The organism is Companilactobacillus formosensis (assembly GCF_005405305.1).
Taxonomy (GTDB): Bacteria; Bacillota; Bacilli; order Lactobacillales; family Lactobacillaceae; genus Companilactobacillus; species Companilactobacillus formosensis.
The window spans coordinates 363,461-388,891 of record NZ_BJDU01000001.1 but is presented as its reverse complement, the minus strand read 5'-3'; the positions used below and the strand labels follow the sequence as shown (position 1 = coordinate 388,891).

24 protein-coding genes are annotated in these 25,431 nt (G+C 36.1%); 7 read left to right on the top strand and 17 right to left on the bottom strand.

Features of this window, described 5'->3' with window-relative positions:
• Positions 1–96: 96 nt before the first annotated feature.
• From FFM65_RS01900 to nagE, 6 genes are all read right to left on the bottom strand, one after another.
• Positions 97–489 carry a DUF956 family protein gene (locus FFM65_RS01900; RefSeq protein WP_119317379.1) on the bottom strand — a complete coding sequence of 131 codons (393 nt, stop codon included), beginning with the start codon at positions 487–489 and terminating at the stop codon, positions 97–99.
• Positions 490–601: 112 nt separating this feature from the next.
• Positions 602–1,513 (bottom strand): PTS system mannose/fructose/sorbose family transporter subunit IID, encoded by a 912-nt coding sequence (locus FFM65_RS01895; RefSeq protein ID WP_119317378.1) that lies wholly within the window; start codon positions 1,511–1,513, stop codon positions 602–604.
• A 19-nt stretch (positions 1,514–1,532) separates the two neighbouring features.
• Positions 1,533–2,354 (bottom strand): PTS mannose/fructose/sorbose transporter subunit IIC, encoded by an 822-nt coding sequence (locus FFM65_RS01890; RefSeq protein WP_119317377.1) that lies wholly within the window; start codon positions 2,352–2,354, stop codon positions 1,533–1,535.
• A 39-nt stretch (positions 2,355–2,393) separates the two neighbouring features.
• Complete coding sequence (locus tag FFM65_RS01885; protein WP_059073735.1) at positions 2,394–3,362, bottom strand: PTS sugar transporter subunit IIB; 969 nt, start codon at positions 3,360–3,362, stop codon at positions 2,394–2,396.
• Between the two features lie 660 nt (positions 3,363–4,022).
• Positions 4,023–4,703 (bottom strand): DUF4867 family protein, encoded by a 681-nt coding sequence (locus FFM65_RS01880; protein ID WP_059073734.1) that lies wholly within the window; start codon positions 4,701–4,703, stop codon positions 4,023–4,025.
• Positions 4,704–4,859: 156 nt separating this feature from the next.
• A complete protein-coding gene (gene nagE, locus FFM65_RS01875; RefSeq protein ID WP_119317376.1) occupies positions 4,860–6,836 on the bottom strand; it encodes an N-acetylglucosamine-specific PTS transporter subunit IIBC in 1,977 nt (658 codons plus the stop codon).
• Positions 6,837–7,208: 372 nt separating this feature from the next.
• On the opposite strand from nagE, the gene FFM65_RS01870 reads away from it, so the two are divergent.
• On the top strand, positions 7,209–9,863 hold the full coding sequence (locus tag FFM65_RS01870) for an HAD-IC family P-type ATPase (RefSeq protein WP_119317375.1): 2,655 nt from the start codon (positions 7,209–7,211) through the stop codon (positions 9,861–9,863).
• Between the two features lie 42 nt (positions 9,864–9,905).
• Here FFM65_RS01870 and FFM65_RS01865 read toward each other — a convergent pair whose 3' ends face one another.
• Positions 9,906–10,643 (bottom strand): winged helix-turn-helix transcriptional regulator, encoded by a 738-nt coding sequence (locus FFM65_RS01865; RefSeq protein WP_119317374.1) that lies wholly within the window; start codon positions 10,641–10,643, stop codon positions 9,906–9,908.
• Positions 10,644–11,019: 376 nt separating this feature from the next.
• Between FFM65_RS01865 and FFM65_RS01860 the strand changes: the two genes are divergently transcribed.
• The 4 genes from FFM65_RS01860 to pstB all read left to right on the top strand — a co-directional run bounded on the left by FFM65_RS01860 (position 11,020) and on the right by pstB (position 14,614).
• Positions 11,020–11,925 (top strand): phosphate ABC transporter substrate-binding protein PstS family protein, encoded by a 906-nt coding sequence (locus FFM65_RS01860; RefSeq protein WP_059073730.1) that lies wholly within the window; start codon positions 11,020–11,022, stop codon positions 11,923–11,925.
• Positions 11,926–12,003: 78 nt separating this feature from the next.
• Positions 12,004–12,921, top strand: coding sequence for a phosphate ABC transporter permease subunit PstC (pstC, locus tag FFM65_RS01855; RefSeq protein ID WP_119317373.1), 918 nt, complete (start codon positions 12,004–12,006; stop codon positions 12,919–12,921).
• Positions 12,922–13,809 (top strand): phosphate ABC transporter permease PstA, encoded by an 888-nt coding sequence (gene pstA, locus FFM65_RS01850; RefSeq protein WP_119317372.1) that lies wholly within the window; start codon positions 12,922–12,924, stop codon positions 13,807–13,809.
• A gap of 10 nt (positions 13,810–13,819) precedes the next feature.
• Positions 13,820–14,614 (top strand): phosphate ABC transporter ATP-binding protein PstB, encoded by a 795-nt coding sequence (gene pstB, locus FFM65_RS01845; RefSeq protein WP_119317371.1) that lies wholly within the window; start codon positions 13,820–13,822, stop codon positions 14,612–14,614.
• 44 nt (positions 14,615–14,658) lie between these two features.
• Here the strand turns inward: pstB and FFM65_RS01840 are convergent, their stop codons facing one another.
• The 4 genes from FFM65_RS01840 to FFM65_RS01825 form a co-directional block, all read right to left on the bottom strand.
• Positions 14,659–14,973 carry a hypothetical protein gene (locus FFM65_RS01840; RefSeq protein ID WP_119317370.1) on the bottom strand — a complete coding sequence of 105 codons (315 nt, stop codon included), beginning with the start codon at positions 14,971–14,973 and terminating at the stop codon, positions 14,659–14,661.
• An 87-nt stretch (positions 14,974–15,060) separates the two neighbouring features.
• Positions 15,061–16,821: a pyruvate oxidase gene (gene spxB / locus FFM65_RS01835; protein ID WP_119317369.1), complete on the bottom strand. Its 1,761-nt coding sequence runs from the start codon at positions 16,819–16,821 to the stop codon at positions 15,061–15,063.
• Between the two features lie 116 nt (positions 16,822–16,937).
• Positions 16,938–17,867 carry a DMT family transporter gene (locus tag FFM65_RS01830; RefSeq protein WP_119317368.1) on the bottom strand — a complete coding sequence of 310 codons (930 nt, stop codon included), beginning with the start codon at positions 17,865–17,867 and terminating at the stop codon, positions 16,938–16,940.
• Between the two features lie 92 nt (positions 17,868–17,959).
• A complete protein-coding gene (locus FFM65_RS01825; RefSeq protein ID WP_010018619.1) occupies positions 17,960–18,205 on the bottom strand; it encodes a hypothetical protein in 246 nt (81 codons plus the stop codon).
• Between the two features lie 140 nt (positions 18,206–18,345).
• On the opposite strand from FFM65_RS01825, the gene FFM65_RS01820 reads away from it, so the two are divergent.
• Positions 18,346–19,002: a phosphatase PAP2 family protein gene (locus FFM65_RS01820; RefSeq protein WP_119317367.1), complete on the top strand. Its 657-nt coding sequence runs from the start codon at positions 18,346–18,348 to the stop codon at positions 19,000–19,002.
• Positions 19,003–19,035: 33 nt separating this feature from the next.
• On the opposite strand, the gene phnW is transcribed toward FFM65_RS01820, so the two are convergent.
• From phnW to FFM65_RS01790, 6 genes are read right to left on the bottom strand one after another with little or no spacing between them, the layout of a single operon-like run.
• A complete protein-coding gene (phnW, locus tag FFM65_RS01815; protein WP_119317366.1) occupies positions 19,036–20,127 on the bottom strand; it encodes a 2-aminoethylphosphonate--pyruvate transaminase in 1,092 nt (363 codons plus the stop codon).
• A complete protein-coding gene (phnX, locus tag FFM65_RS01810; RefSeq protein WP_119317365.1) occupies positions 20,121–20,915 on the bottom strand; it encodes a phosphonoacetaldehyde hydrolase in 795 nt (264 codons plus the stop codon). The genes phnW and phnX overlap by 7 nt, the downstream gene beginning before the upstream one ends.
• A gap of 16 nt (positions 20,916–20,931) precedes the next feature.
• Entirely contained in the window at positions 20,932–21,783 is an 852-nt protein-coding gene (locus FFM65_RS01805) for a PhnE/PtxC family ABC transporter permease (RefSeq protein ID WP_119317364.1), read from the bottom strand.
• The gene (locus tag FFM65_RS01800) at positions 21,780–22,571 is read right to left on the bottom strand and encodes a phosphate/phosphonate ABC transporter permease (RefSeq protein WP_119317363.1); all 792 of its coding nucleotides are present in this window, start codon (positions 22,569–22,571) and stop codon (positions 21,780–21,782) included. Before FFM65_RS01800 ends, FFM65_RS01805 begins: the two co-directional genes overlap by 4 nt.
• Positions 22,571–23,326, bottom strand: a complete 756-nt coding sequence (phnC, locus tag FFM65_RS01795) for a phosphonate ABC transporter ATP-binding protein (protein ID WP_119317362.1) — start codon at positions 23,324–23,326, stop codon at positions 22,571–22,573. The genes FFM65_RS01800 and phnC overlap by 1 nt, the downstream gene beginning before the upstream one ends.
• A 12-nt stretch (positions 23,327–23,338) precedes the next feature.
• On the bottom strand, positions 23,339–24,382 hold the full coding sequence (locus tag FFM65_RS01790) for a phosphate/phosphite/phosphonate ABC transporter substrate-binding protein (RefSeq protein WP_119317361.1): 1,044 nt from the start codon (positions 24,380–24,382) through the stop codon (positions 23,339–23,341).
• 175 nt (positions 24,383–24,557) lie between these two features.
• On the opposite strand from FFM65_RS01790, the gene FFM65_RS01785 reads away from it, so the two are divergent.
• Positions 24,558–25,427, top strand: a complete 870-nt coding sequence (locus FFM65_RS01785) for an aldo/keto reductase (protein ID WP_119317360.1) — start codon at positions 24,558–24,560, stop codon at positions 25,425–25,427.
• The last annotated feature ends 4 nt before the right edge of the window (positions 25,428–25,431 follow it).

The following is a 25,431-nucleotide window of genomic DNA, read 5'->3' as shown; positions in this document are numbered from 1 at the left end:
TACCGTGTTTTCTCAATTAGCGATTTTTATAAAAAAAGAACATTACTAGAGTGCAGCAATTATCTCGCCACAATTCCAATAATATTCCCATTATTTCTACTTCTTTTTATTTTTTTTCTTCTTATTAGGATTACGCTTAAAAGCCCGCGCCACAACTTGGAAGAAACTCAACGAACGTACAATACGGTCCGGCTCGATGTAGACCCTAATTGCACGTAAAACTTTTTTCGGATCACGTGAAGAAAAAGAAAAAGTTCCATTCTTCTTAGTTTGAAGTGCAAAACGTGGTATCCACTTGCCACCAAACATAATTGAAGCAATAACTAAATCCACTTCAGTCCAAGGAATTTGAATGTAATTATTAACGTCACGATCGTCATAAAATTCAAAACCCTTATCCCCAATCATGATTTTGCCATAATCGGTCATTCCCAAATGCGAGGTAGCTTTTTCAACTAAATCTGCTTTCGTATTGATTGATTCAACCATCTAAAATCTACTCCTTTAACTTCCTGAATCGTATTATACGTCTGAACTTATTTATTATCAAAAAAGGGGCTGAACTCCAAAGAGTTCACCCCAAAATGAAAGTTTCGAATTATTACATAACGTGAAGTACGTGTAGGACAACACCGACAACGAACAAACCAAGAATAATAACGATTGGTGAAACTTTCTTCTTTAGTAACCACATGCAGAATAATGTTAGAAGCAAAGCAGCTAAACCAGGGATCAATTGATCCAAGTTATCTTGCAATGTTGTTACCTTGTGAGCTGTCAATGAAAGACCAGCTTTTTGTTGAATCAAAGCTTCCTTGATTCCTTGAGCACCTGATGGTAGATGTGACCAGTCAATATAAGCACCTTTATCTAGCTTAACAGTTGAAACTGTTGGTGTGAATTTAACAGTAACCCAACGGTTGATCAATGAACCTAGAATGAACATACCTAGAATTGAAGCACCCTTTGTGATGTCTTGTAGAACACCACCAGAAACGTCTTCTGTAATCTTTGAACCGGCTTTGTAACCAAGTTCTTGTGTATACCACATGAAGGCCATACGAATAGCATTCCATGCAACGAAGTAAATGATTGGTCCAAGAATATTACCAGTCATAGCAAGTGAAGCAGCTAAGGCACCAATAATTGGCTTAACAGTGAACCAGAACACAGGATCACCGATACCAGCTAGAGGACCCATCATACCAACTTTAACACCTTGAATAGTAACGTCATCGATTGGAGCACCGCCTGCACGTTCCTCTTCCAAGGCCATAGTAACACCCAAAATAGGTGAAGCTAAGTATGGGTGACAGTTGAAGAATTCCATGTGACGCTTCAATGCAGCAGCACGATCTTCTTTTGTCTTATATAATTTTTTCAATACTGGAATTAATGAATAAGTCCAGCCACCATTTTGCATACGTTCGTAGTTCCATGAACCTTGAAGGAATGTTGAACGCCACCAAACAGCGATTCTATCTCTTTTAGAAATTTTAACTTGATCTGCCATTTTTATGAGTTCCTCCCTCTTAGTAGTTATCTATGATGTCGCCGACTGGATCACCTGTGTTGGAGTTTCCTCCACCACCGTTTGATGAACCGCCATTACCACCTGATTTAGATAATTTCAAGTAGATAAGCGCCATAGAAATACCGATAGTACCAAGACCGATAAGTGTTAGATCTGTAACTGTAGCAAGTACGAAACCAATAGCGAAGAATGGCCATACTTCACGACTAGCCATCATATTGATAACCATTGCGTAACCAACAGCAACAACCATACCACCACCGATTGACAAACCATCTGTCAACCAAGTAGGCATAGCATCTAGCAATGCTTTCACAGGACCAGCACCGATAGCAAGAATCAATGCGGCAGGGATAGCGATACGTAGACCTTGTAAACAAATAGCAATATATTGCCACATATCAATCTTTCTAAAGTTACCTTCTTCGGCAGCTTTATCCATGATGTGAACAATACCAGTTGCGATAGTACGAACAAGGATTGTTAGTAGTAATCCGGCAACAGCCAAAGGAACAGCGATAGCAATAGCTGAACCAACACCAGCTTGACCTTTACCACCAAGAACTAAAATAATAGCTGAAGCAACAGCTGCCAAAGCAGCATCAGGTGCTACGGCAGCACCGATATTAGCCCAACCTAAGGCGATCATTTGTAATGTACCACCAAGGATAAGGCAAGGGATCAATTGACCCGTAACTAAGCCGATTAAAGTACATGCGATAACTGGTTGGTGGAAATGGAATTCATCCAAAATACCTTCCATACCAGCTAGGAATGATACTAAAACGACAAGAATAATCTGAATAGCATTTAATTGCATGATTATTAATCCTCCGTTTTATCTCTATAAGAATATATATTAATTTTTGTTCAACTCGTCTTGAGCTTTCTTCATGATATTATCAAGGTTATCTTCTGAGTCTGTAGGAACTTTACGAACATCAAACTTGATGCCTTCTTTTTCCATATCCTTGAATGTATCAATATCATTTTGGTCGAAAGCCAAAACTTTGTTAGGTTGAACTTTACCAACTGAGTGAGCCATTGAACCAACATTAACTGTTTCCAATGGAACTCCTCCGTCAATAGCTCTCTTAACATCTTGTGGTGTTTCGAAAAGCAATAGTGCACGTTCGCCACCAAAGTGTTTGTCATCTTTGGCAATCTTGATCATTTGATCAATTGGAATAACGTGTGCGTGAATACCAACTGGGGCGGCTTGCATAATCAATTGTTTACGCAAATCATCCTTAGCAACATTATCTGAAACGACAATGATACGTGTTGGTGAAACTGACTTAGACCATGCAGTAGCAACTTGACCATGCAATAGACGTGAGTCGATACGTGCCAAAACATACTTCATCTTACCAGGTTTACCACCTGAGACAGCTTGTTGTTTTGGAGCAGCCTTAGCTTCTTTAGGTTGTAGAGATTCTGGACGAACCTTCACACCTTCCTTGGCTGTTTCAATGATATGTGCAGCAATTTCATGTGCAGAATTCATTGACATACGTGAAGCATAAGCTTCAATCAACATAGGTAAGTTTAGACCAGCGACGATGGCCCACTTATCTTTGTGTGCTTCGAACAAACCATTTACTTGGTTAAAAGGTGTTCCTCCCCAGAGATCAACTAAGAACAAAACTTGTTCTTGATCTTCAAGAGCTGAGACAGCTTTTTCCAATTTTGCTTTAAGGTCATCAGGCCCCATGCTTGGTTGCAATGTAACGGATTGAACATCTTTTTGTTCACCGAAAATCATTGAACCAGACATCTTGATACCGTCGGCAAAGTCACCATGGCTTGCAATAACAATTCCAACCATGTTTAATCCTCCTTTATTTTTATGTCATTAAAGCGCTTACTTTGACCACCCATTTATGATCGATTTGACAATAAAAATAGAATAATTTCTAAATAAACCGCTTTAATAGAGCTCACCCTTCATGTGAACCCTTACATAATATCATTTTTTCAGAAAAAAAACAGCCTTTTTAACAAAAATAAGCAAATAAAAACAAATTTAAACTTTTGTTATAAAATTAACAATATAGTTTTTGGCTTTTTGGTCCTTAATTTAAAGCTATTAAATCAAGTTATTTGAAAAATAGGTATTAAATGGTCAAAACCAATTCTATTTTTTTAAGAATGATTTTAAACAGTTTGTGATATTTGAAAATCTTTCTATCTTTTCAGCATTTTCATGATTTTACGGGTCTAGACCCTTTTATATCAGCATTTTCAATTTAGTTTATAAAGTATATTTTTTTCAATTCAAGATTTTTCACATGTTTTTTGTGTGTAACATGATGTAGACTATACCTTTTATTTTTTTAGTAAATACATTTCTTCATTTTTTTGTGAACAATGCTTCGGTATTTTTTCTAGACTAAAAAAAGAACCCTATTAGATGCAGTAACAATAACTGCTATTCCAATAAGGTTCTTTTGTGTTTTTTGAGTAATTAGGCTAAATCTTAGAAAAACTATTTATCTAAAGGTGTCATTTCAATCATCTTACCTGTCAAACCAACTTCAACCCCAATAGCAATCTTATCTTTACGACTAGGATCAACTAATTGGAATTTGTTTTGTTTAACGATACGTTTGTTGTCACTCTTAAAGTCAGCTGGCAATTCTTCATTTGAACCCTTGATCAAGATAACGATGATTGAGAATCCTGAATCATGAACTTTGATTGGTGCATAGTGCAACGTTGTACTATAAAATTCAACAACTGTCCCTGCAGGAACGAAGAAAATTTGTCCATCTTCTGAAGGACTGTATTCACCTTTTGTATCTAGCGTTGAACGTTGACCTAAGACCATGATGACATCAGTCAACATAATATTAGTTTCGCTACCTTGGTGATATTCAATAGCTGAGAAGTTTGTTGATTGACCTGTGCATTCACCAGCTTCAATTGGCATAAAGGCGTAAATGTCCTTACCCATTTCTTGAATTGCCGGAATTTTTTCGAGGTCTTTATTCGATGGTGTGTAGAAATTACTTGGACTTGAAATCTTAACATTCTTATCCATATAATCTTTTACTTCACTAATATCATACTTAGTATAAACTTTTCCGTATTTCTTAAAATCAGGATCATCAATGGAGAGGATCTTGTAGTCTGGATTCTTTTTTTGGAAATCTTCTAATGTACTCATACTTTTCCCCCATGTTTGTTAATGTTCATTTCAAACACAATCTAACAGTTGAAAACGTTTTAGTCAATAGTAAAAATGGCTTTTGGCAAATAAAAAAAGCCCATGGAAACTAGATTCCGTAGGCTTTTAAGCGAATTATGAAGGGTGAAAAAACTATTATTTAGTTGTTGATTTTAAAACAATTTGATTCAATTTTGTCTTTTGGTCCAAAACTTGATACTTCAAGTAAGCAACGTTTGGCATGTTAGTAATAATTACCATCATATCAGTCTTTTTGTCAGCTTGAATTATCTTATCCAAATCTACTTGAGCCAATTGATCGCCATGTTTAACTTTTTGACCAGCTTCAACTTTAATGTCGAAAGGCTCGCCTTTTAGTTGAACTGTATCGATTCCCATATGAACTAAGACTTCTAAGCCACTATCAGTTTTAATACCTAAAGCGTGCTTAGTTGGGAAGATACTTTCAATCGTACCATCAACAGGCGCAACAATCTTGCCATCACTTGGAATGACTGCATAGCCATCTCCAAGCATCTTTTGAGCAAAGGTTGGATCAGAAACTTCTTCGATATCCTCAACTTGCCCGTTAGCAACACTATAGAAGGTATCGACTTGTCCAGATTTAACATCGCTAGTAGTAGTTGCTTTTGCTGATTCAGTTGATTTTGAATCAATAGCTTCAACTTTGGCATTTTGATCAAACAATTTCTTCAAATCGTCAGCTACGAATTGAACTTCAGTTCCGACAATAATTTGAATATTTGTTTTATCTAAAACATTAACTCCTGAAACGCCAGCATCCATAATTTGAGATTTATTAGCATTTCCAGTGTCATTTAATTGTAGACGTAAACGTGTTGTACAATTGTCGATCACTTTAATATTATCGTGACCACCAATTCCAGCATAAACTTTTTTGGCCATGACCATATATTTATCATCAGAATCTGAAGTAGCAACTTCTTCAACTGGTGCATCATCAATAGTTTTCTCACGACCAGGAGTCATTAAATTAAACTTCTTGATTGCAAAGTCAAAACCAAAGTAATAAATTACTGCCATAACTAAACCTTGAACCAGTAACATGTAAGGTTTATTAGCAATTGGCATATGGAAACTCAAAATATAATCGACTAACCCAGCACTGAAAGTAAATCCAGCTGTCCAATGCATAAAGGCGGCAAATGCCATCGATAATCCAGTAAAGATTGCGTGAATTACATAAAGTGGCCAAGCAACGAACATGAATGAGAATTCTAAGGGTTCAGTTACACCAGTGAAGAATGAAGCAAACGCACCAGCTAACATTAAACCAGCTGTGGTCTTCTTTTTCTCTGGTAAAGCATTCTTATAAATTGCTAAAGCTCCGGCGGGTAATCCAAACATCATAACTGGGAAATATCCAGCTAAGTACATACCAGTAATTCCCTTGGTTCCTTTATTAGCCCAGAAATTACCAATATCGTTAATACCGGCAATATTAAATTCAAAGACTTGATTCAATGCTTGATGCAATCCAGTTGGAATTAACAAACGATTGAAGAAGCCAAACAATCCTGCACCGATCCAGCCTAAGTTAACGATGAATTTACCAAATGAAATCAAGGCATCATATAATACCGGCCAAACAAATAATAAGACGACGGAAACTAACAGCATTACAAGTGTAGCTAAAATTGGCACTAAACGTTTTCCACTGAAAAATGACAAAGCCATTGGCAATTTTGTCTCATGGAAACGGTCAAACAAAGCTGCGGCAATCAACCCAGCAATGATACCAATAAAGACATTCCCGGCAATAGCATTAAAAGCCGGATTGACAGCACTAACTTTTATTCCCAATAATAGTGCAACTTGATTTGGTGCTAATACATAGGTAGGAACTATATAAGCAACTACCCCAGCCATAGCGGCGGCACCATCTTTAGCTTTGGACATCCCAAGTGATAATCCAACGGCAAATAATAAGGCTAACTGACCTAAAATAGCCGATCCACCAACTTGGAGAAATTGTGCTAGACCCCAATTTTGTGGAAGCCAGTGACCAATTCCTTCAAGTAAAGCTGCTGCAGGCAAAACTGCAACTGGCAATTGAAGAGATCGACCCATTCTTTGAAGATAGGTTTTCATTTTCCTATTTTCCTCCCCAAATAAAAAAGAATTTTATAACGAATTCAACAATACTGGTCTACATCGACAATTGCAATAGTTTTACATTTATTTTCGTGTATGTAAGCTAGTTAAACGTTTTCAATGCATAATTGGACTAGATTAATTTTATATTGGTATATCCCGAATTCCCAAAATTAATACTCTTAAAGAAACTCTAATATTGACATGATATAGGTGAACCTGCTATCTTTATTGATACAGATAATTGAGGGAGTGAACTTTAACTGAAAACGAATCTTATATATTTCTTCTATCGCATCCGTTGCTGAGTTTGGCACATTACTTTTATAGCAATGCGCTTTTTTTAACTCAAAAAACTAGGAGATGTCAATGAAAACTAAACCCTATCAGATAGGATTTAATGAAATAAAAGAAACATATAACACAAATGATTTTAAACAAGGACTTACAAGTGACGAGGCTAAGAAACGCCTAGCTCAAAACGGTCCTAACAAACTAGAGTCGCAGAAAACTCCAAAGTGGAAAATTTTCTTGCGTCAATTCAACAATATGGTCATCTACGTCTTGATTGCCTCTACCATTATCACATTATTGATGGGTCACTACTCTGATTCGATCATTATCGGCTTGGTAGTTGTTATCAACGCTATCATTGGTTACTATCAGGAATCCAATGCTTCAGATGCCCTAGAAAAAATTAAACAGATGTTGTCGATCGAAGCGACTGTCTACCGTGATGGTCAAAGAAAAGATGTTCCAGCCGAAGATCTAGTTGTCGGTGATACAGTCTTTTTAGAAGCTGGTGATAATGTTCCAGCTGACCTTAGAATCATCGACTCTGATAATTTACGTATCCAAGAATCAGCTTTGACCGGTGAATCTAATTCGGTCGAAAAAATTGATTCAAAACTCGATGGAGAAAACATTGCTTTAGCTGATCAACTCAATATGGCTTTTGCTTCGACTGCTGTTACTAACGGTAGTGGTAGTGGTGTAGTCGTAGCCACAGCTAAAGATACTGAAATTGGTAAAATCTCGACCGAAGTAAGTTCTGTTAAACAACGCAAAACTCCATTGATGCAAATTATCGATGGCCTAGGAACTAAAGTTTCTTACTTTATCGTGGCTGCATCAATTTTAATTTTCATCATTGGTTTAGTCTTTGATACCTATGCTCTACCCGTTTTAGCTCTGGCTGTTGTGGCCATGATGGTTGGTGCAATCCCAGAAGGTATGCCAGCCACGACTTCTGTTATTTTGGCTAAAGGTGTTAGTGACATGGCTAAGAAACAAAATACCATCGTCAAAACTTTACCTGCAGTTGAAACTTTGGGTTCTGTTGACGTCGTTGCAACTGACAAAACTGGTACTTTGACTAAAAATGAAATGACTGTAACCGATATTTTAATTGGCGACCGAGAACTACAAGTCAGTGGAACTGGTTATGAGCCAACTGGTCAAATTACTCAAAACAATCAACCCGTTGAAATCACTCCAGAACTAAAACTCTTTTTAGAAGCTGGATACTACGCTAACGACACTAATTTGTCACACGAAAATGGTCAATGGATCATCAATGGTGAACCAACTGATGGAGCTTTCTTGACGCTTTATCATAAGGTCTTTGATTTTGAACAAAAGCCCGAATACGAAGAAGTCGATATTTTACCTTTCGACTCTGACTATCGTTATATCGGTAAATTAGTCAAAGATAAAGATAATCAACGCACGCTTTTTGTTAAAGGTGCTCCAGATAAGCTTTTGGATATGGCTAAAAAACAAGATCCTAATTTCAACTATGATTACTGGCTTAAAAAAATCCAACAGTTCTCAGCTGAGGGAAAACGTGTCATTGCCGTAGGTTACGAAAAACAAACTCCCACAACTGACAAAGTTACCCATGAAATGATTGTCGATGGTCTGAACTTCTTAGGCGTTGTGGCAATCATCGATCCACCTCGTGAGGAAGTTATCGAATCATTGAAAGTCATGCGTACTGCCGGCGTTCAAGTTAAAATGATCACTGGTGACAATGCTATTACCGCTAAAGCCATTGGTGAAAAACTTGGTTTAGCTGACGAAATAAACGCTATTACTGGTGTTCAATGGGATGCTTTATCAGACGATGAAAAAATCATTGCCGCTGATAAGAATCAAGTCTTTGCCAGAACTACTCCAAGTAACAAATTAGAAATCATCGAAGCACTGCAAAAAAACAACAAGGTCACTGCCATGACTGGTGATGGTGTCAACGATGCCCCTGCCTTAAAACGTGCCGATATCGGTGTCGCTATGGGTATCAAGGGAACCGACGTTGCTAAAGATTCCGCCGATATGATTTTAACTGACGACAACTTTGCTACAATGTCTTCTGCAATTAAAGAAGGTCGTCGAATTTTTGACAATATCAAGAAAAGTATTTTGTACCTGTTACCTATTTCTTTTTCTGAAGGTTTGATCGTAGCTTATGCTATTTTGACCAAACAGGAAATTCCATTGCAGCCTTCACAATTGCTTTGGATCAATATGGTATCAGCTATCACTATTCAATTTGCTCTGATTTTTGAACCGGCTGAAGAAGGCATCATGACTCGTAAACCGCGTAAAACCGGTAGCAAGTTGATGAATCACCACGATATTTTCCAAATGACCTACGTAGCGATTCTGATTGCGGCAGTCAGTTTGATCATCGACACTTATCTCAATAACATCGGTGTTAGTGACGCTATTTCAAGTACCACTATGGTCAACACCTTGATTTTAGGTAAAATTTTCTACCTATTTAACATCAGAACTCCTAAACTGGCACTATCAAAAGAACTCTTCTCTAACTCTAAAGTCTTCGTATTCGTTGGCTTGATGTTATTACTCCAATTGTTCTTAACTTACGTACCATTCATGCAAAAAATCTTCTATACCGGAAATATCGGTTTAGTTGAATGGAGCATGGCAATCGTTGCCGGTGCAGTAGTCCTCTTGATTACTGAAATCGACAAAATGATCCGTTTAAAAATAAATAACTAATAAAAGAGCGTCCGCTAAGAAATTTTTCTAGCGAACGCTTTTTTAGCTTTCAGATACTAATGGATATTTATTATCCAATACATACCCAAAACCTCGAACTGTTTTAATACAATTTTGCGATTTAGATTTCTCTGCTAACTTATCACGCAGATGACTAATATGAATATCGACTGTTCGGCTAGAACCAATCGAATCATACCCCCATACTCCCTCTAAGAGTTGGTCTCGACTCATTACTTTGCCACGATGTTGGATTAAATACCAAAACAAACTGAATTCCTTAGGTGTCAGACCAATATCATAACCATTATGTGTGACACGATAATGCTTAAAATCAATCACAATATCATTATATTTAATAGTATTTTTCTTGGAACCTTTTTTAATTGGATGCTTTTCTCTTCTAATAGAGAACTTATTATAGACCCAAAATAATTGCTTAACTTTAGCAACTAATTCTGGATATTCAAATGGTTTAGTGATGAAGCTATCAATATTAATGTTGTAAAACAAAGAACGTCTTTTTTTCTCTTTTGCAGGTGCCAAAACAATAATGGGACCAGAAATCTTATTGCGCAAAGACTTCAGGATCTTAATTGAACTATTCAAATCTGTAATTGTGAAATCCCACAATAGACCTGCAATTTCTTCTTTTTCAGCTAATTCTTCTACTTCTTCGGGATCAGTAATATTTTGAAGAAACCAACCTTGTTTATTAAAGCTTCGATTGATTTCTATAAATAGTGGTAGTTTATTACTCAACAATACTAGCGGTTGCATGTACTCGACTTCCTTCCAAATCCTTAATACTCAAAAATTTCATCTTTACAATACTAAGGAATCTTTACATGAGGTTTCCTGAAACAAACACTAACTGTAGCTACATCACACCTTGATTATAGCAATGTAAATAATGGTGGTCATTTACATTAGCCAAATTCAATATTGTATTTCAATATATACATTTACAAATGTTGTTATATTGCAGTATTTGCCGTTTCAGTTCACTTTTTAGTCTACAAAGCAAATGTATATTTTTTTCACAACTTTACAAAACTTTTACATTAAATAAACATTATATATACACGTCACCTTTATCTTTATAAGTGTTAGGTAAATGATTTTATCAATACGAATTTGAATAGGGGTTTTAGAAATGAAAAAGAAAACTATTATTTCATTGGTATTAGGTTTCGCCGCTTTAATGCTCGTTCTAACTGGTTGCGGTAATGGGAATAGCAAAACCAGTGCTACTTCAAAGAGCGATAGCAACACAACTTCAGGCAAGATTACCGCCGTTGGATCAACAGCTTTACAACCACTAGTTGAAAAAGCTGCTGCTAACTTCCAAAAGAGTAACAGCAAAGTTGATATCACTGTTCAAGGTGGTGGCTCTGGTACTGGTTTAAGTCAAGTTCAAGACAAATCAGTTACTATTGGTAATTCAGATATTTTCGCTGAAGAAAAAGATGGTATCGATGCTAAGAAGCTTGTTGACCACAAGGTTGCCGTTGTTGGTATGGCTCCAGTAGTTAACAAAGATGCAAACGTTAAATCATTGACAATGGATCAAGTAAAACAAATCTTTACTGGTAAGATCACTAACTGGAAAGAAGTTGGCGGTAAAGATGAAAAAATTACTGTTGTTAACCGTGCCAAAGGTAGTGGTACTCGTGCAACATTCGAAGCAGCTGTTCTAAAAGGTGCCGAAGCTGTTAAATCACAAGAACAAGATTCAAATGGTACCGTTCAAAAGATTGTTGAAAGTACACCAGGTGCTATTAGTTATCTAGCATTCTCATACATTACTGATAAAGTACAATCAATCTCAATCGATAAAGTACAACCTACTGACGAAAATGTTGAATCAGGCAAGTGGAAGATCTGGTCATATGAACATATGTACACTAACGGCAAAGCTGAAGGTGCTACTGCTAAGTTCCTAGACTACATGAATTCTAAAGATGTTCAAAGCTCACTTGTTAAAGACATGGGTTACATCAGTATTCACAATATGAAGGTTCAAAAAGATTCTAAAGGAACAGTTAGCGACGTTAAATAACTGAAAAAAGAGAACTTCAACCTTGCCCAATCTTGGTCGAGGTTCTTTTTTTATATTTTTATATAGGAGGTTCTCCCTATGGATGATATTCAAAAAAAATTACAGACAAAATCTAAGGCCACCTTCCAAGACTACTTTGGTAAAGGAATTTGTTACATCTGCATTGGTTTAATCATTTTATTAGTTACTTGTATTCTTTACTTTATCGCTTCTAAAGGTTTAGCTACCTTTACCCAAAACCATGTAAACGTCTTTGATTTCTTAACTAAAACAAATTGGAATCCTGGTGCTACTGATGCTAAAGGACATCCTGATATTGGTGCTTTGCCAATGATTGTTACTTCCTTTAGTGTTACTTTACTAGCCGCATTACTAGCAACACCTTTTGCTTTAGGAGTTGCAATTTTCATGGCCGAATTTTCCAGCAAACGAGGCAGCAAGATTCTTCAACCAGTTATCGAATTACTAGTTGGTATCCCTTCTGTTGTTTATGGATTCATCGGTTTATCAGTTATCGTTCCTTTCATTAGAGGTATTTTCGGTGGAACTGGATTTGGTATTCTTTCAGGTACTTTAGTCCTCTTCGTCATGATCTTACCTACGATAACGTCTCTATCAGTCGATAGTTTAAATGCCGTTCCACTCTTTTATCGTCAAGCTTCATTAGCTCTTGGAGCTACTAGATGGCAAACTATTTACAAAGTTGTTTTAAGAGCTGCCGTTCCTGGTATCTTGACAGCTATTATCTTCGGAATGGCACGAGCTTTTGGTGAAGCTTTAGCCGTGCAAATGGTTATCGGTAATGCAGCTTTATTGCCTAAGAACTTAGTTTCACCTGCATCAACTTTGACTAGTAAATTAACTACTGACATTGGTAATACAGTCATGGGAACTTTACCCAACAACGCACTTTGGTCATTAGCCTTGATTTTGTTATTGATGTCTTTGATTTTAAACATGCTAGTTAAATTCATTGGAAAGAGAGGTCGTTTCTAAATGAATGCTAAAAAATACGATCATCTAGCCACAGGCATTATCTACGCTTTAGTGGTGGCAGTCATTTTAATTCTAGTTGCTATTTTGGGTTACATTCTTTTTAATGGTGTTCCCGATATTTCATGGCATTTCTTAACTTCTGCTGCTCAATCATTCAGTGCCGGTGGTGGAATTAGAGATCAACTCTTCAATTCACTTTACTTATTAGTACTTACAATCATCGTTTCCTTACCAATCGGTTTAGGAGCTGGAATTTACTTATCCGAATATGCCAAAGACAACTGGTTCACTGATTTAATCAGAACCAGTGTTGAAGTTTTGAGTTCTCTACCTTCAGTTGTAGTCGGATTATTCGGCTACTTGCTATTTGTTATCAAATTAAATCTTGGTTTCTCAATTCTTTCTGGGGCAATTGCTTTAACCTTCTTCAATTTGCCCCTTTTAACTAGAAATATTGAAGAATCTCTTCATAGTGTACCCAACTTACAAAGAGAAGCTGGAATGTCACTGGGACTTTCTAATTGGAAAACTACTACCAAAATTGTTTTGCCAGCCGCTTTACCTGGTATCTTGACTGGCTTGATTCTTAGTGCCGGAAGAATCTTTGGTGAAGCCGCTGCCTTAATTTACACTGCTGGTCAAAGTGCTCCTACTGTTGATTACACAAATTGGAATATCTTTTCCAGTACAAGCTTCTTAAATCCTATGCGTCCAGCAGAAACTTTGGCAGTCCACATTTGGAAAGTTAATACTGAAAGTGTCACTCCGGATTCTCATCTGATTTCTAGTGCTTCTTCTGCCGTATTAATTATCGTTATTTTGATTTTTAACCTAGGTGCTCGTTTCTTAGGAAACCAACTCTACAAAAAAATTACCGCTACGAAATGAGGTCTCATTTTTGAAAGAATACAATTTAAACGAATCCTTTATCACTAATATTGCAGAAGAAAAGGCACTCACGACTAAAGATTTACAAGTATACTATGGTAACAATCATGCTATTTTCGATGCCAATCTTGAATTTCCACGCTTTGAAATCACTGCTCTTATTGGTGCTTCCGGTTGTGGTAAATCAACTTTTTTACGTTGTTTGAATCGTATGAATGACAAACGTGCTCGGGTTGACGGTGAAATAATGTATCGCAACCTCGATATCAATTCACCAAAAATCAACGTTTATGAAGTTAGAAAGCACATTGGAATGGTCTTTCAAAGACCTAATCCCTTTGCCAAATCTATTCGTGAAAATATCACTTTTGCATTGAAGAATGCTGGTATCACAAAAAAAGAAATCTTAGAACAACGCTTGGAACAAAGTCTAAAAGACGCTGCCCTTTGGGATGAAGTAAAAGATGATCTCGATAAAAGTGCTTTAGCCTTATCAGGTGGTCAGCAACAACGTCTCTGTATCGCTCGTTCGATTGCCATGCATCCAGATATTTTGCTATTGGATGAACCAGCCAGTGCTTTGGACCCAATTTCCACTTCTAAGATTGAAGAAACATTGGAAACTTTGAAGAAAAATTACACAATTATTATCGTTACACATAACTTGCAACAAGCCTCTCGTATTAGTGATTACACAGCTTTTCTACATCTAGGTCATATTATCGAATACAATACGACAGCAAATGTTTTCACTAAACCTAAAATGCAAGCAACTGAAGATTACGTTTCCGGTAACTTTGGTTAAAAAAATGGTAGTCATTCAATTGAATTTGAATGAACTACCATTTTTTATTTCCTCAAAACTAATTCATAATTGTCGGTTTGATCAGTTTTTTTAATAATGTATTCTTTGATAATAATGTGTTTCATGTCTTCACGTTGCTTTTTGGTTTCACTCATAAACTTACGGTGAACCCAATGATTAAATCCAGTTACTAATCCCATCCAACCAGCAGTTGTAGCAATTGACCATTCAGCACCACTACCCATTACTTGTTCACGATGAATCTCATCACAAAATTCAAAAGCGGATTGCTCCACTTCAAAGCCATTTTCTTTATTATCAATGGCTTTTTTTAAATCCTCTAAATTATTGATTTTCATATAATTACCTCATAAAAAAATAAAAGACGAAATAAATTTATCTCGTCTTTTATTTTACTTGTTTATTAGCAATTCTGATAGTTCAATCTAATCATTATCTCCTTGGGCTCGTAAAATTTCTCCCAAAGATGGTTGTTCTTTAACATCAATGTGGTACTTTTTAGCATATGCATCTACAGCTTCTTGACCATACAATTTTGGATCTAAAGGCATAAAGGCTGTCGCTACCGGATCATCTTGTTTGATAACAGCATTGACTACAATTGGTTTCTTATTGCCATTAGCTTGCAATTCTTTAATCTTGGCAAAAACCTCATCGGCATCTTTGATGGATTTGACAGTGAATCCAATTCCACCTAAACCTTCAGCAACTTTGGCCCAATCGGCACCGGTCAGATCAACTCCATACAGATGTTGTTTGGAAGCTACTTGTTCATAGTAAATAAAGCCTAATCTTTCATTAGACAGGACTACGTTAATTACTGGCAAGCCATACCTAGCTTCCGTAATGATGTCTGGTGCAACCATTGAAAAACCACCGTCACCTGACAATGTCCAAGCTTGTCCTTCTGGCACACTCAAAGCCCCAGCTAATCCTGCTGGTAGACCGAAGCCCATTGTGGCAAACAAACCTGATAAAGCAAAACGTTGATTGTGATTCATTGGCAAACCACGGACACCAAATTCAGAAACATTACCAGTATCGACACCGTAAGTATCATTTGGACCAGCCATTTCGGCAATTTTCTTGGTAATGGTCTCTGGATTCAAACCTTGACTGTCATCTTCAGCTAATTTATCCAACCACTTATCCCAGTTAGCTTTATTTTCTTGATTAGCTTTCAACCAAGTACCTGCTGGTAAAGTCTCTTTAGTATCAATCAAAGCTTGTAAATAACTCTTAGCATCGGCAATGACAGCATAGTCAACATCGACTGTCTTTCCAATATCATAAGGATTATTATTAACATCGATAATTTTGACGCCTTCTGGCCAAAATCTGGCAAATGGAAATTCTGAACCGATAAAGAGAATCAAGTCCGTATGTTGCAAGGCTTCAAACCCTGATTTACTTCCTAAACGTCCAAAAGTCCCAATGAAATTAGGATGGTCAGTACTGATCACTCCAGTTGCTGGAACGGTATTCATCACTGGAATATTGAACTGTTCCGAAAACTTAGTCAAAACTTCTTTTGCTCCTAACAAACCACGACCAGCATAAACTAGTGGATGCTTAGCTTCCTTGAGAAGTTTCAAAGTATTGTCGATATCTTTTTGATCAATTTTTTGTGAGTAATTATTTTTAACAATTTTTGGAGTTTTAGCAGGTACATAGTCAATTTCTTCAGTCGTCAAATTCTCAGGCAAAATAACTACCGCTACACCATTTTGACGATAAGCTTCACGAATTGCTTGATTGATTACGTAAGGAATTTGTTCAGAGGTCGTGACGGTACGATTGTAGACTGCCACATCCTCAAACATAGGTCCTTCATCCATTTCTTGGAAATAATTAGTATTCATGTTTTCTTGAGGAACTTGTCCTACCAAAGCTAATACGGGAACATGATCCATCTTGGCATCATACAAACCATTAAATAGATGAGTGGCACCAGGACCTGCTGAACCAAAAGCAACACCAATTTTTCCAGTAAATTTAGCATCGGATGAAGCAGCAATAGCACCGACTTCTTCATGACGAACCTGAATATATTTAATTTTATCTTTTTCTAAATATAGACCTTCAACAGTATGATTGATAGAACCGCCAGGTACACCATAAATATGGTCGACGCCCCAATCTTCAAGAACTTTTACTAAAGCTTGTCCAGCTATCATTTTTGTCATAATTACACTTTCCCTCTTTTTTAAATAGGTTTATCGTCTACCCTTGTAAACGCTATCATCGAATACTTTTGATAAAAAATCAAATAATCTTTCTTGTTAACTTTTTAACTTGTTACTTATAAAAGTCGGATGATAATTACACCAAAAATCATAATTAATAAACTAACTATTTGAGCAAAAGCAATGGGATTCTTATTTGAATTAAGCCAACCAAATTGATCTATCAATAAACTACCAATAATCAATCCAACCAATACAATCACTACTGCTAATCCTGTCCCAATCTTGGGGACCAAATAAACATTTCCTAAGACAAATAGTGCGCCAATAAATCCACCTAACCAGATCCACCAAGGAGTCTCTTTACTTCTTTGAAAATTTAAATGTGGATGAATTATTGTAACGATAACAATCAGAGAAATTGTGCCGACAAAAAACGAAACAAAAGCTGCTTTAACTGAAGAATTTAAAACTATTCCTAAATGACCATTAATAGCAGTTTGCGTAGCACTAAACATCCCCACCACTATTCCAATTAAACGATAGAACCAAAGATTATCTGATTTATCAGGTAAAAATTGCTTATGACGATACGCAATGATTTGGTTGATGGATACTGCTCCAATTACACCAACAATTACCAATATTGCTCCAACAACTCTATTCCATTTCAATGGCTTAACTAGTGAACCAAACAGTCCAAAGTTATCAATTATTAACCCCATAATTATCTGCCCTAAAATTGGCATTATTACGGTCTGCACACTACCGAGTTTAGGAAATAAAAGAATATTGGATGTTAAATAAATCACTCCTAACAAGCCGCCTAACCATAGCCAAACTGGTTCTCTTTCAAATAGAGTTAAAGGGAAGAATAACGACTTATCAATAAATATCGTAATAAGTGCCAAAAACAATGTTCCTAATGAGAATGATATCAACGAAGCTACAAAGGGCGATCCCACTGAAATTTTTAGTCGAGAATTAATACTTGTTTGGATTGGCAAACCAATTCCAATTATCAAACCAATTAATATCGTTAACATTTTTTCACCTTCATATCTTTAATATAGATTTAAGTATTTATAAACGATATTTTTTTGATTAAAAAAAGCAGGACAAATTGTCCTGCTTCAGATTAATTATTAAAGAATTGTGATATGACTAAGAAAACTATCCCACCTACAATTACCCCAATACCAATAATCAAGTAGTTCCATAATCCTAATACCCCTAAAAGAATCAAGATAATTCCAATTATTGGATGATGAAGTAAAGCAATTCCAGTTTTGATAAATAACCAAATAATAACTAAAATTGCCACTCCAATAGCAATTAATAAAGGTGCCGAGCTACTTGAGCTGGCCGCCATTAATGTGAGCATTTTACGCCTCCTTTTTAGTAAGACTGATTATATCATGTAATTATAATTTGAGGAAATTATTTCAAATTTTATAATAAAAAACTTTTATTATAATAAAAAACATATTACAATCAAGGCTTAAAGAAAAAGGAGCGCTTATTTTGATATTCAAAAAAAATTCCTCTCGAAAATGGTTTGCTCTCAGTTACATTGTCGTGTTCTTCTTATTAGAATTGATGATTGTAACTAATAGTCAGATCACTTCGAATTTTGATTATTCAATCCAAAATTTATTAGCTGACATCACTAATAGCACTAACAACAAAATTTTCGAATTTATCACGCTTTTGGCTAAACCTGTAATGGATGTCTTTTATTTAATTATTATTATGGTTTTCCTGTGGTTTGTTAAACGTAAGAAAAGTGCTTTGTGGCTAGGATTCGTTTTGATATCAGGTAATATCATTGCTTTTCTAGTAAAGATTACTGTTAGAAGAACTCGTCCTACGGGAAAAATCATTCCTGCAACTGGATATAGTTTTCCTAGTGGTCATGTCTTTGGTACTACTTTAGTCGTCCTAGCAATTATTTTATTTATCTTACCTTATCTAAAGAATCAATCATTTAATTGGCTCTATAAAACCATTTTAATTCTTTGGTTGATACTAGTTGCTATTTCTAGAGTTTATCTACATGGACATTTTCCTACTGATGTAATCGGCAGTATGCTACTTGCCGGAGCTTGGTGGGAAAGTAGTGAATTACTCTACTTACGATATTGCGAAAACAGATCAAAGATTGATATTCCAGTTGAATAAAAAGGACTTGGCAGATTGCCAAGCCCTTTTTATTTATTCAGTAATTTCTTTAATTGCAAGAAGCAACTTGGTAATGTCCTCATCATAAACTTCACCGATGTTACCAATTCTAAATGTAGGAACTTGTGATATTTTCCCTGGATAAATTACAAAACCATCTGATTTTAATTGTTGATAAAATGCATAGAAATCAAAATCTTCAGTTGGATAAATGAAAGATGTAATGATTGGTGACTGGAATTTTTCATCAATCAAAACTTTAAACCCAAGTTCTTCCATACCCGTAGCAAGATGCTTTTGATTATTTTCATAACGTTGATGACGAGCCTCTACTCCACCTTCTTCTTTTAGCTCTTTAAGAGCTTCATAGAAAGCATGAACAACATGAGTTGGTGAAGTAAATCTCCATTTACCATTATTACGTTCCATTTCAATGTATTGTCCGTAAAGATCCAAAGATAAAGTTCTTGCCATTCCCTTAGCTTTTTCCAAAGCTTCTTTTCTAGCAATGACAAATGAGAATCCTGGAACACCTTGAATACATTTATTGGAGCTACTAATCAAATAATCAATCTTGTTAGCTTTAACATCAATTGGAATACCGCCAAAACTACTCATAGCATCCACGATTGTTGTTACTCCTCTACCACTAACATAAGGAACTATATCCTCAATCGGATTCAAAATTCCAGTCGTAGTTTCACAGTGGATCATCGCAAAATGAGTTACATCAGGATTAGCATCCAAACACTTTGTAACAGCTTCTAAAGTAATTGGCTGTCTTTCATCGACAACTAAATCAACATGGTTAATCCCATATATGTCTGCCATCTCTCCAATACGCTTACCATAAGCACCATTCATGGCAATCAACAAAGTATCATCATCAGAAATAGTAGAGCTAATTACTGATTCGACACCATAAGTACCGCTACCTTGAATAGGGACTGCCGTATACTCTTCGTCACTTACCTGTGCAACTTCTAAAAGCGAATGGCGAAATGATTGAGTGATTTTTTTATAATCATCATCCCAAGTACAGTAATCAAAGTCCATTGCTTGCTTTACTTCTTCACTGGTTGTTAAGGGACCAGGAGTTAAGAGTAAATAATTTTTTTCTACCATTTTTTATCCATCGATTCATTTAAATATTCTACAATTTGGACTAAATCCAAAATACTATCAATTACAAAATCAGCATTTACTGATTCAAATTTACGCTTGACTTCATTACGTTTAGCAATTTGTTCTTCATTACTCAATTCATCGAATTCAACCTGTGTCAATCCCATCAAACTGCTTCCTTCAACTATCCCAACTGTTTTGACACCAGCATTTTGACCTTCTTTAATATCTACCAAAGTATCCCCAACTTTGATGATTTTTTTAGGATCGCTGATATTGAATTTCTTCATAATGAATTGAATCATTGCTGGTGATGGTCTACCAACTCCGTCAACATCTTCTGAAGTCACCACTAATTCAGGAGTATAGCCACGGTCAGCAGCTTTTTCTTGAACGATTTTCATCATTTCAGCAGTATATCCTGTTGTCGTAGCAACCTTGATTCCATATTCCTTCAAATAATTGAAAGTTTTCAAAACACCAGCTTTTAAGTCAGTATCTTCTCTCAAATAATGCAACAACGATTGTTGAAAATCTTCGTAAATTTTCTTACGATCATCATCTGTTGGCAATTTAGAATACATTTTTTCCCATTGTTGTTTGACATCTTCTAGTTCCAATATCTTCCCGATATGGTCCCATTTGGCCATCCCCATATCACGACGGATCTCATTATCAGTTAATGAAATACCGGCATTTTTAAAGGCCTTTTTAAATGCAATGACAGGTGCCAAACTACCATAATCAACGGTTGTTCCTGCCCAATCAAATATAACTGCTTCAATCATAAAATCTTCTCCCTAATTAACGGTTTAAATACATTTGACGAATTTTAACCGCTATAAACTCAAGTGCAAACGTTACAAAAATAACTAGATAAACAATCAATCCTGTTTCGTGGAAGTCAAAACTCATCCCACTAGCAACAAACAGTTGATAACCAATTCCACCAGCACCGGCAGCGGCACCAACAGCAATCGCGTTAGCAAAATTGATTTCTAGACGAATGAACGTCCATGAAACGAATGAGGCAATAATTGTAGGCCAAATTGCTTGAAAAACAACGACCCAAAACTTTGCTCCGGTTACTTTTAATGATTCAATTGTCGATTTATCAATTCCTTCAATGCTTTCTGAATATGCCTTAGTTAAATAGGCCACACTATGAAAGCTCAGACCCAAAACTGCAGCTGTAGTACCCAGTCCACAAATAATCGAAAAGATCAAAGCCCAGATAATCGTTGGAATTGCTCGCACAATTGCCATAACTACTCTTATTCCGGCTCCTAAGTATGCATTAGTCAAATTCTTAGATGCCAAAACTGCAAAGAAGAATCCAAAAACTGCACCAATAATCGTTGTTAGAATCGAAAGTAAAACACTACCAGCTAAGGCTTGTAACAAAGGCATGAAGCCATCAGTTCCAGCACTAGGCTGTAAAAACATTTGTTGTAAATTTGTGGCTAACTCTTTAAAGGCAGTGTTCAATTGAATTCCCGCTGCATCTAAATGCATCAATGTATAACCAGTTATAATTACTAAACTAGCAAAAACAACTACAATCATTGTTCTCGATAAACTATTTTCGTGCAATTTGATTTCAGGGGATTTCGGTGGATTAGGTTTTGAAATAACTTGTTCGTCCGCATTGATCATAAAATCACCCTCCTAATTTGATTGGAAATAGTTTCTAATGCGATAACAACAATGATAATTGCTAAAACGGTCATTCCTGCGGCATCGTATCGAAAACTCTTAAAGTAAACATCAAAGATAAAACCAATTCCTGTACCTGTCAAAATACCAACTAAAGTCGCATCACGAACATTATTCTCAATCATGTAAAGTATCCAACTTAAAATACTTGGTAAAATTTGTGGCAAAACTGCTTGAAAAATAACCTGGAAATAGCTAGCCCCAGTGGCCTTTAAAGCTAACATCGTTTCACTGGCTTCATCTTCAATAATTTCCATAAAAGCACGGATCAAGTAACCGATTGATAGCAATAGAAGTGCTAGAAAACCGGTAAAATCACTTTGCTTAAATGAGAACAAAAGAATCATAGACCAAGCTACTAACGGAATATTTCTAAAGAAAGAAGCAATTCCTCGCACAATTGTCTGAACCGTCCCGTTAATTCCTGTAACTTTGGAACCCAATAGAGCTACAAAGATAGAAATAGCTGATGCTACTACTGTAGAAGAAATTGCTAAAAGAACAGTTTGTAGTAATTTTTGCCAAATTTTAGGTAAGAATTCTGTCGAACTTGCTGTTGGTTTGAAATTAACTCCTAACCAAGCAAAAGCTCTGGGAATTGCAGTGAAACCGGCTAGATTATCGAAGCTCAGGATCCAACTAGCGAATATATAGATAACGCCAATAATTGCGATAATCGCTGTCTGATGCCATCCTTTGCGTTTTAAAAAATTTGTAGGAGATTGCATTATTCAAGCTCCTTTGTAATATCTTGATCATAAAGAGTCCTCAAAATATCTTCTGACAATAAATCGGCATCTTCATCAAAGACTAAATGTCCTTTTCTAATGCCAATAATTTGATCAGCATATTTTTTTGCCATATTGATTTGATGCAAGTTAGCTATACAAATTAAGTTGTACTCATCAGTCAATCTCTTCAGTAATTCCATGACATTTTGTGCAGAGGCCGGATCCAGAGAAGCAATCGGTTCATCACAGAGAATAACCTTTGGATGTTGAATCAATGATCTGGCAATCCCAACACGTTGTTTTTGACCACCACTCAATTCGGAACATCTCTTTAAAGCAAAATTCTCTAAACCAACTTTTTTCAAAAGAGACATTGCTTCTTCTTTTTCCTCTTGAGTATATCTACCAAAAACACCCGCCAAAGTTGACTTATAACCTAATCGACCGTGTAAAACATTTTCAATAACTGTCAATCTTTCAACCAAATTGTAATTTTGGAAAACCATCCCGATTTGACGACGGAATTTGCGCAATTGTTCTTTATTAGCACCGCGAATATCCTTACCATCGAGAAGAATTTGACCATCATCATCTTTGATCAATTGATTTAAACTTCTTAAAATTGTTGTCTTACCAGCACCAGAAGGTCCAATGATTGCAACAAAAGTCCCTGGTTTAATGTCGAAAGAAATGTCTGTCAAAGCTGGCTTGTCTTTCTCGTAACTCTTTTGTAAATTCTTAACCTCTAACATAAGATACCTCTCTTATTTACCAACTAGTTCATGTGTAGGTTTGTACCAGTCATCATCAACTTTTAGAAGAATTGTCTTGTCACTCTTCTTTTGCCATAGTGTTGGTGTCTTACCCTTACCATCTGAGAATAGACCCTTTGTTTCTGTAAATTCTTTAGTTGTGAAACGTTTTGTAATTGCATCAATATCTTTCTTGCTCAATGCGCCTGAGTTAACTACGAAAGGTCCATTTTGAACTGGCAATACTGATAAGTTAACTAATTGCTTACCCTTGAATTCAGCAAATGGTGCATCAGCATCATCACGAACTGTAAATGTTGAACCAACTTTATCGTAGCTACCTTCTGTAACTTTCAAAAATGGTGTTAGGTCACCGTCATCAAATGCAGCAACGTCAGCGTCACCCTTTAACAAGTTAATAGCTGAGCCTGGGTGAGTTGTTCCATATAGTACTTTACTGAAGAACTTGCCACCTTCTGATAATTCGTCTTTGTTCTTTAGTTTGAAATGCTTTGCAATTTCATCTGTTGGTACGGCAAAACCTGATGTTGAACTAGCTGAAACGAATGAAATCTTTTCACCCTTAATCTTGTCGATATTGTACTTGCCATCTTTTTTGTATTGATCGGCTTTATCTTTTTGAACCATTAGATATGAACGGTAACTAGCACCCTTAGTAGTTCCATCTGGACCTGATTGTAGAAGCAAAGGAACAACTTTCTTGTTTTGAGCGTGTGCTTGAATATAACCATCGGCACCCATGAATGCTAATTGTGCTTTACCTGAAGCAATAGCAGCAATTGCTACGTTGTAATCAGTTGTCGTTTGAATATTGATCTTCTTACCTGTAGCCTTGTGTAATTCTTCTTGTAAAGCTTTACGTGAAGCAGTGAAGTTCTTAGCTGATTCATTTGGATAGAAAACCATTGTGATTTCCTTATTATCCTTACTACCAGCTTTTTGTGATGCTGAACTGTTAGATGAACATCCAGTTAATACCCCTGCGAGTAGTAAAAATACCCCTAAAACAGCGGTTAATAATCGCCCTTTTTTCATAGATAAATCCCAACTTTCTGTTTGTTTTTTTCGAGCAACATAAGAGTAACAAACGAATGTAAAATAAAAATATATTTTCTGTAAAATAATCAGATATAACATTTACATTCTTTATACATTTTTTATACAAATAAATGGGCTATAATAGTTTTGAAAAAACATAGGAGGTAAATTTATGGCGACAAATATTCCTTATATTGAATTAAGCAATGGTGTAATGATTCCCCAAGTAGGTCTAGGCGTATTTAGAATGTCAGACGATGAAGTATTAAACAGTGTCAAATGGGCTCTTCAAAGTGGCTACCGTCACATCGATACAGCTAGTTTTTACGATAATGAAACGGCCGTCGGTAAAGCTATCAAAGAAAGTGGCATCGACAGAAAGTATTTATTCATTACTACTAAGATTTGGAATGATGTTCGAGGATACGATGCAACGATTGCTCAATTCAACAACTCTCTACAAAAATTAGGCTTAGATTATTTAGATCTTTATTTAATTCATTGGCCAGCTGAAGGCTTTGAAGAGAATTGGCGCGCTATGGAAGATCTTTATAAGCAAGGCAAAGTTAGAGCCATCGGAGTTTCTAACTTCAAAGCTCATCACATCAAACAATTAATGGAAAAAGCAACGATTGCTCCTATGGTCGACCAAATTGAAACACATCCTTATTTGCAAGAAACTGATCTTCATGAATATTTACAAGAAAAGCACATTGCTCACGAATCATGGAGTCCATTAGGCGGCGGTTTAAATAAAGTCATCGAAGATCCAGTAATTAAAGAAATTGCTGAAAATCACCACAAAACACCTGCACAAATTGTCCTACGCTGGCACATCCAACGTGGTGAAATAATCATTCCTAAATCAACGCATGAAAGTCGTATCAAAGAAAACATCGATCTTTTCGACTATCACTTTGACTTAACGCCTGAAGAAATGGAACAAATTAAGAAATTAGATAGTGATAAACGTGTTGGAGCCGATCCTGACGACAAAGAATTTTTAGCCAACTCAATCACTTATTCAACTCAAAACCATTAAAAAA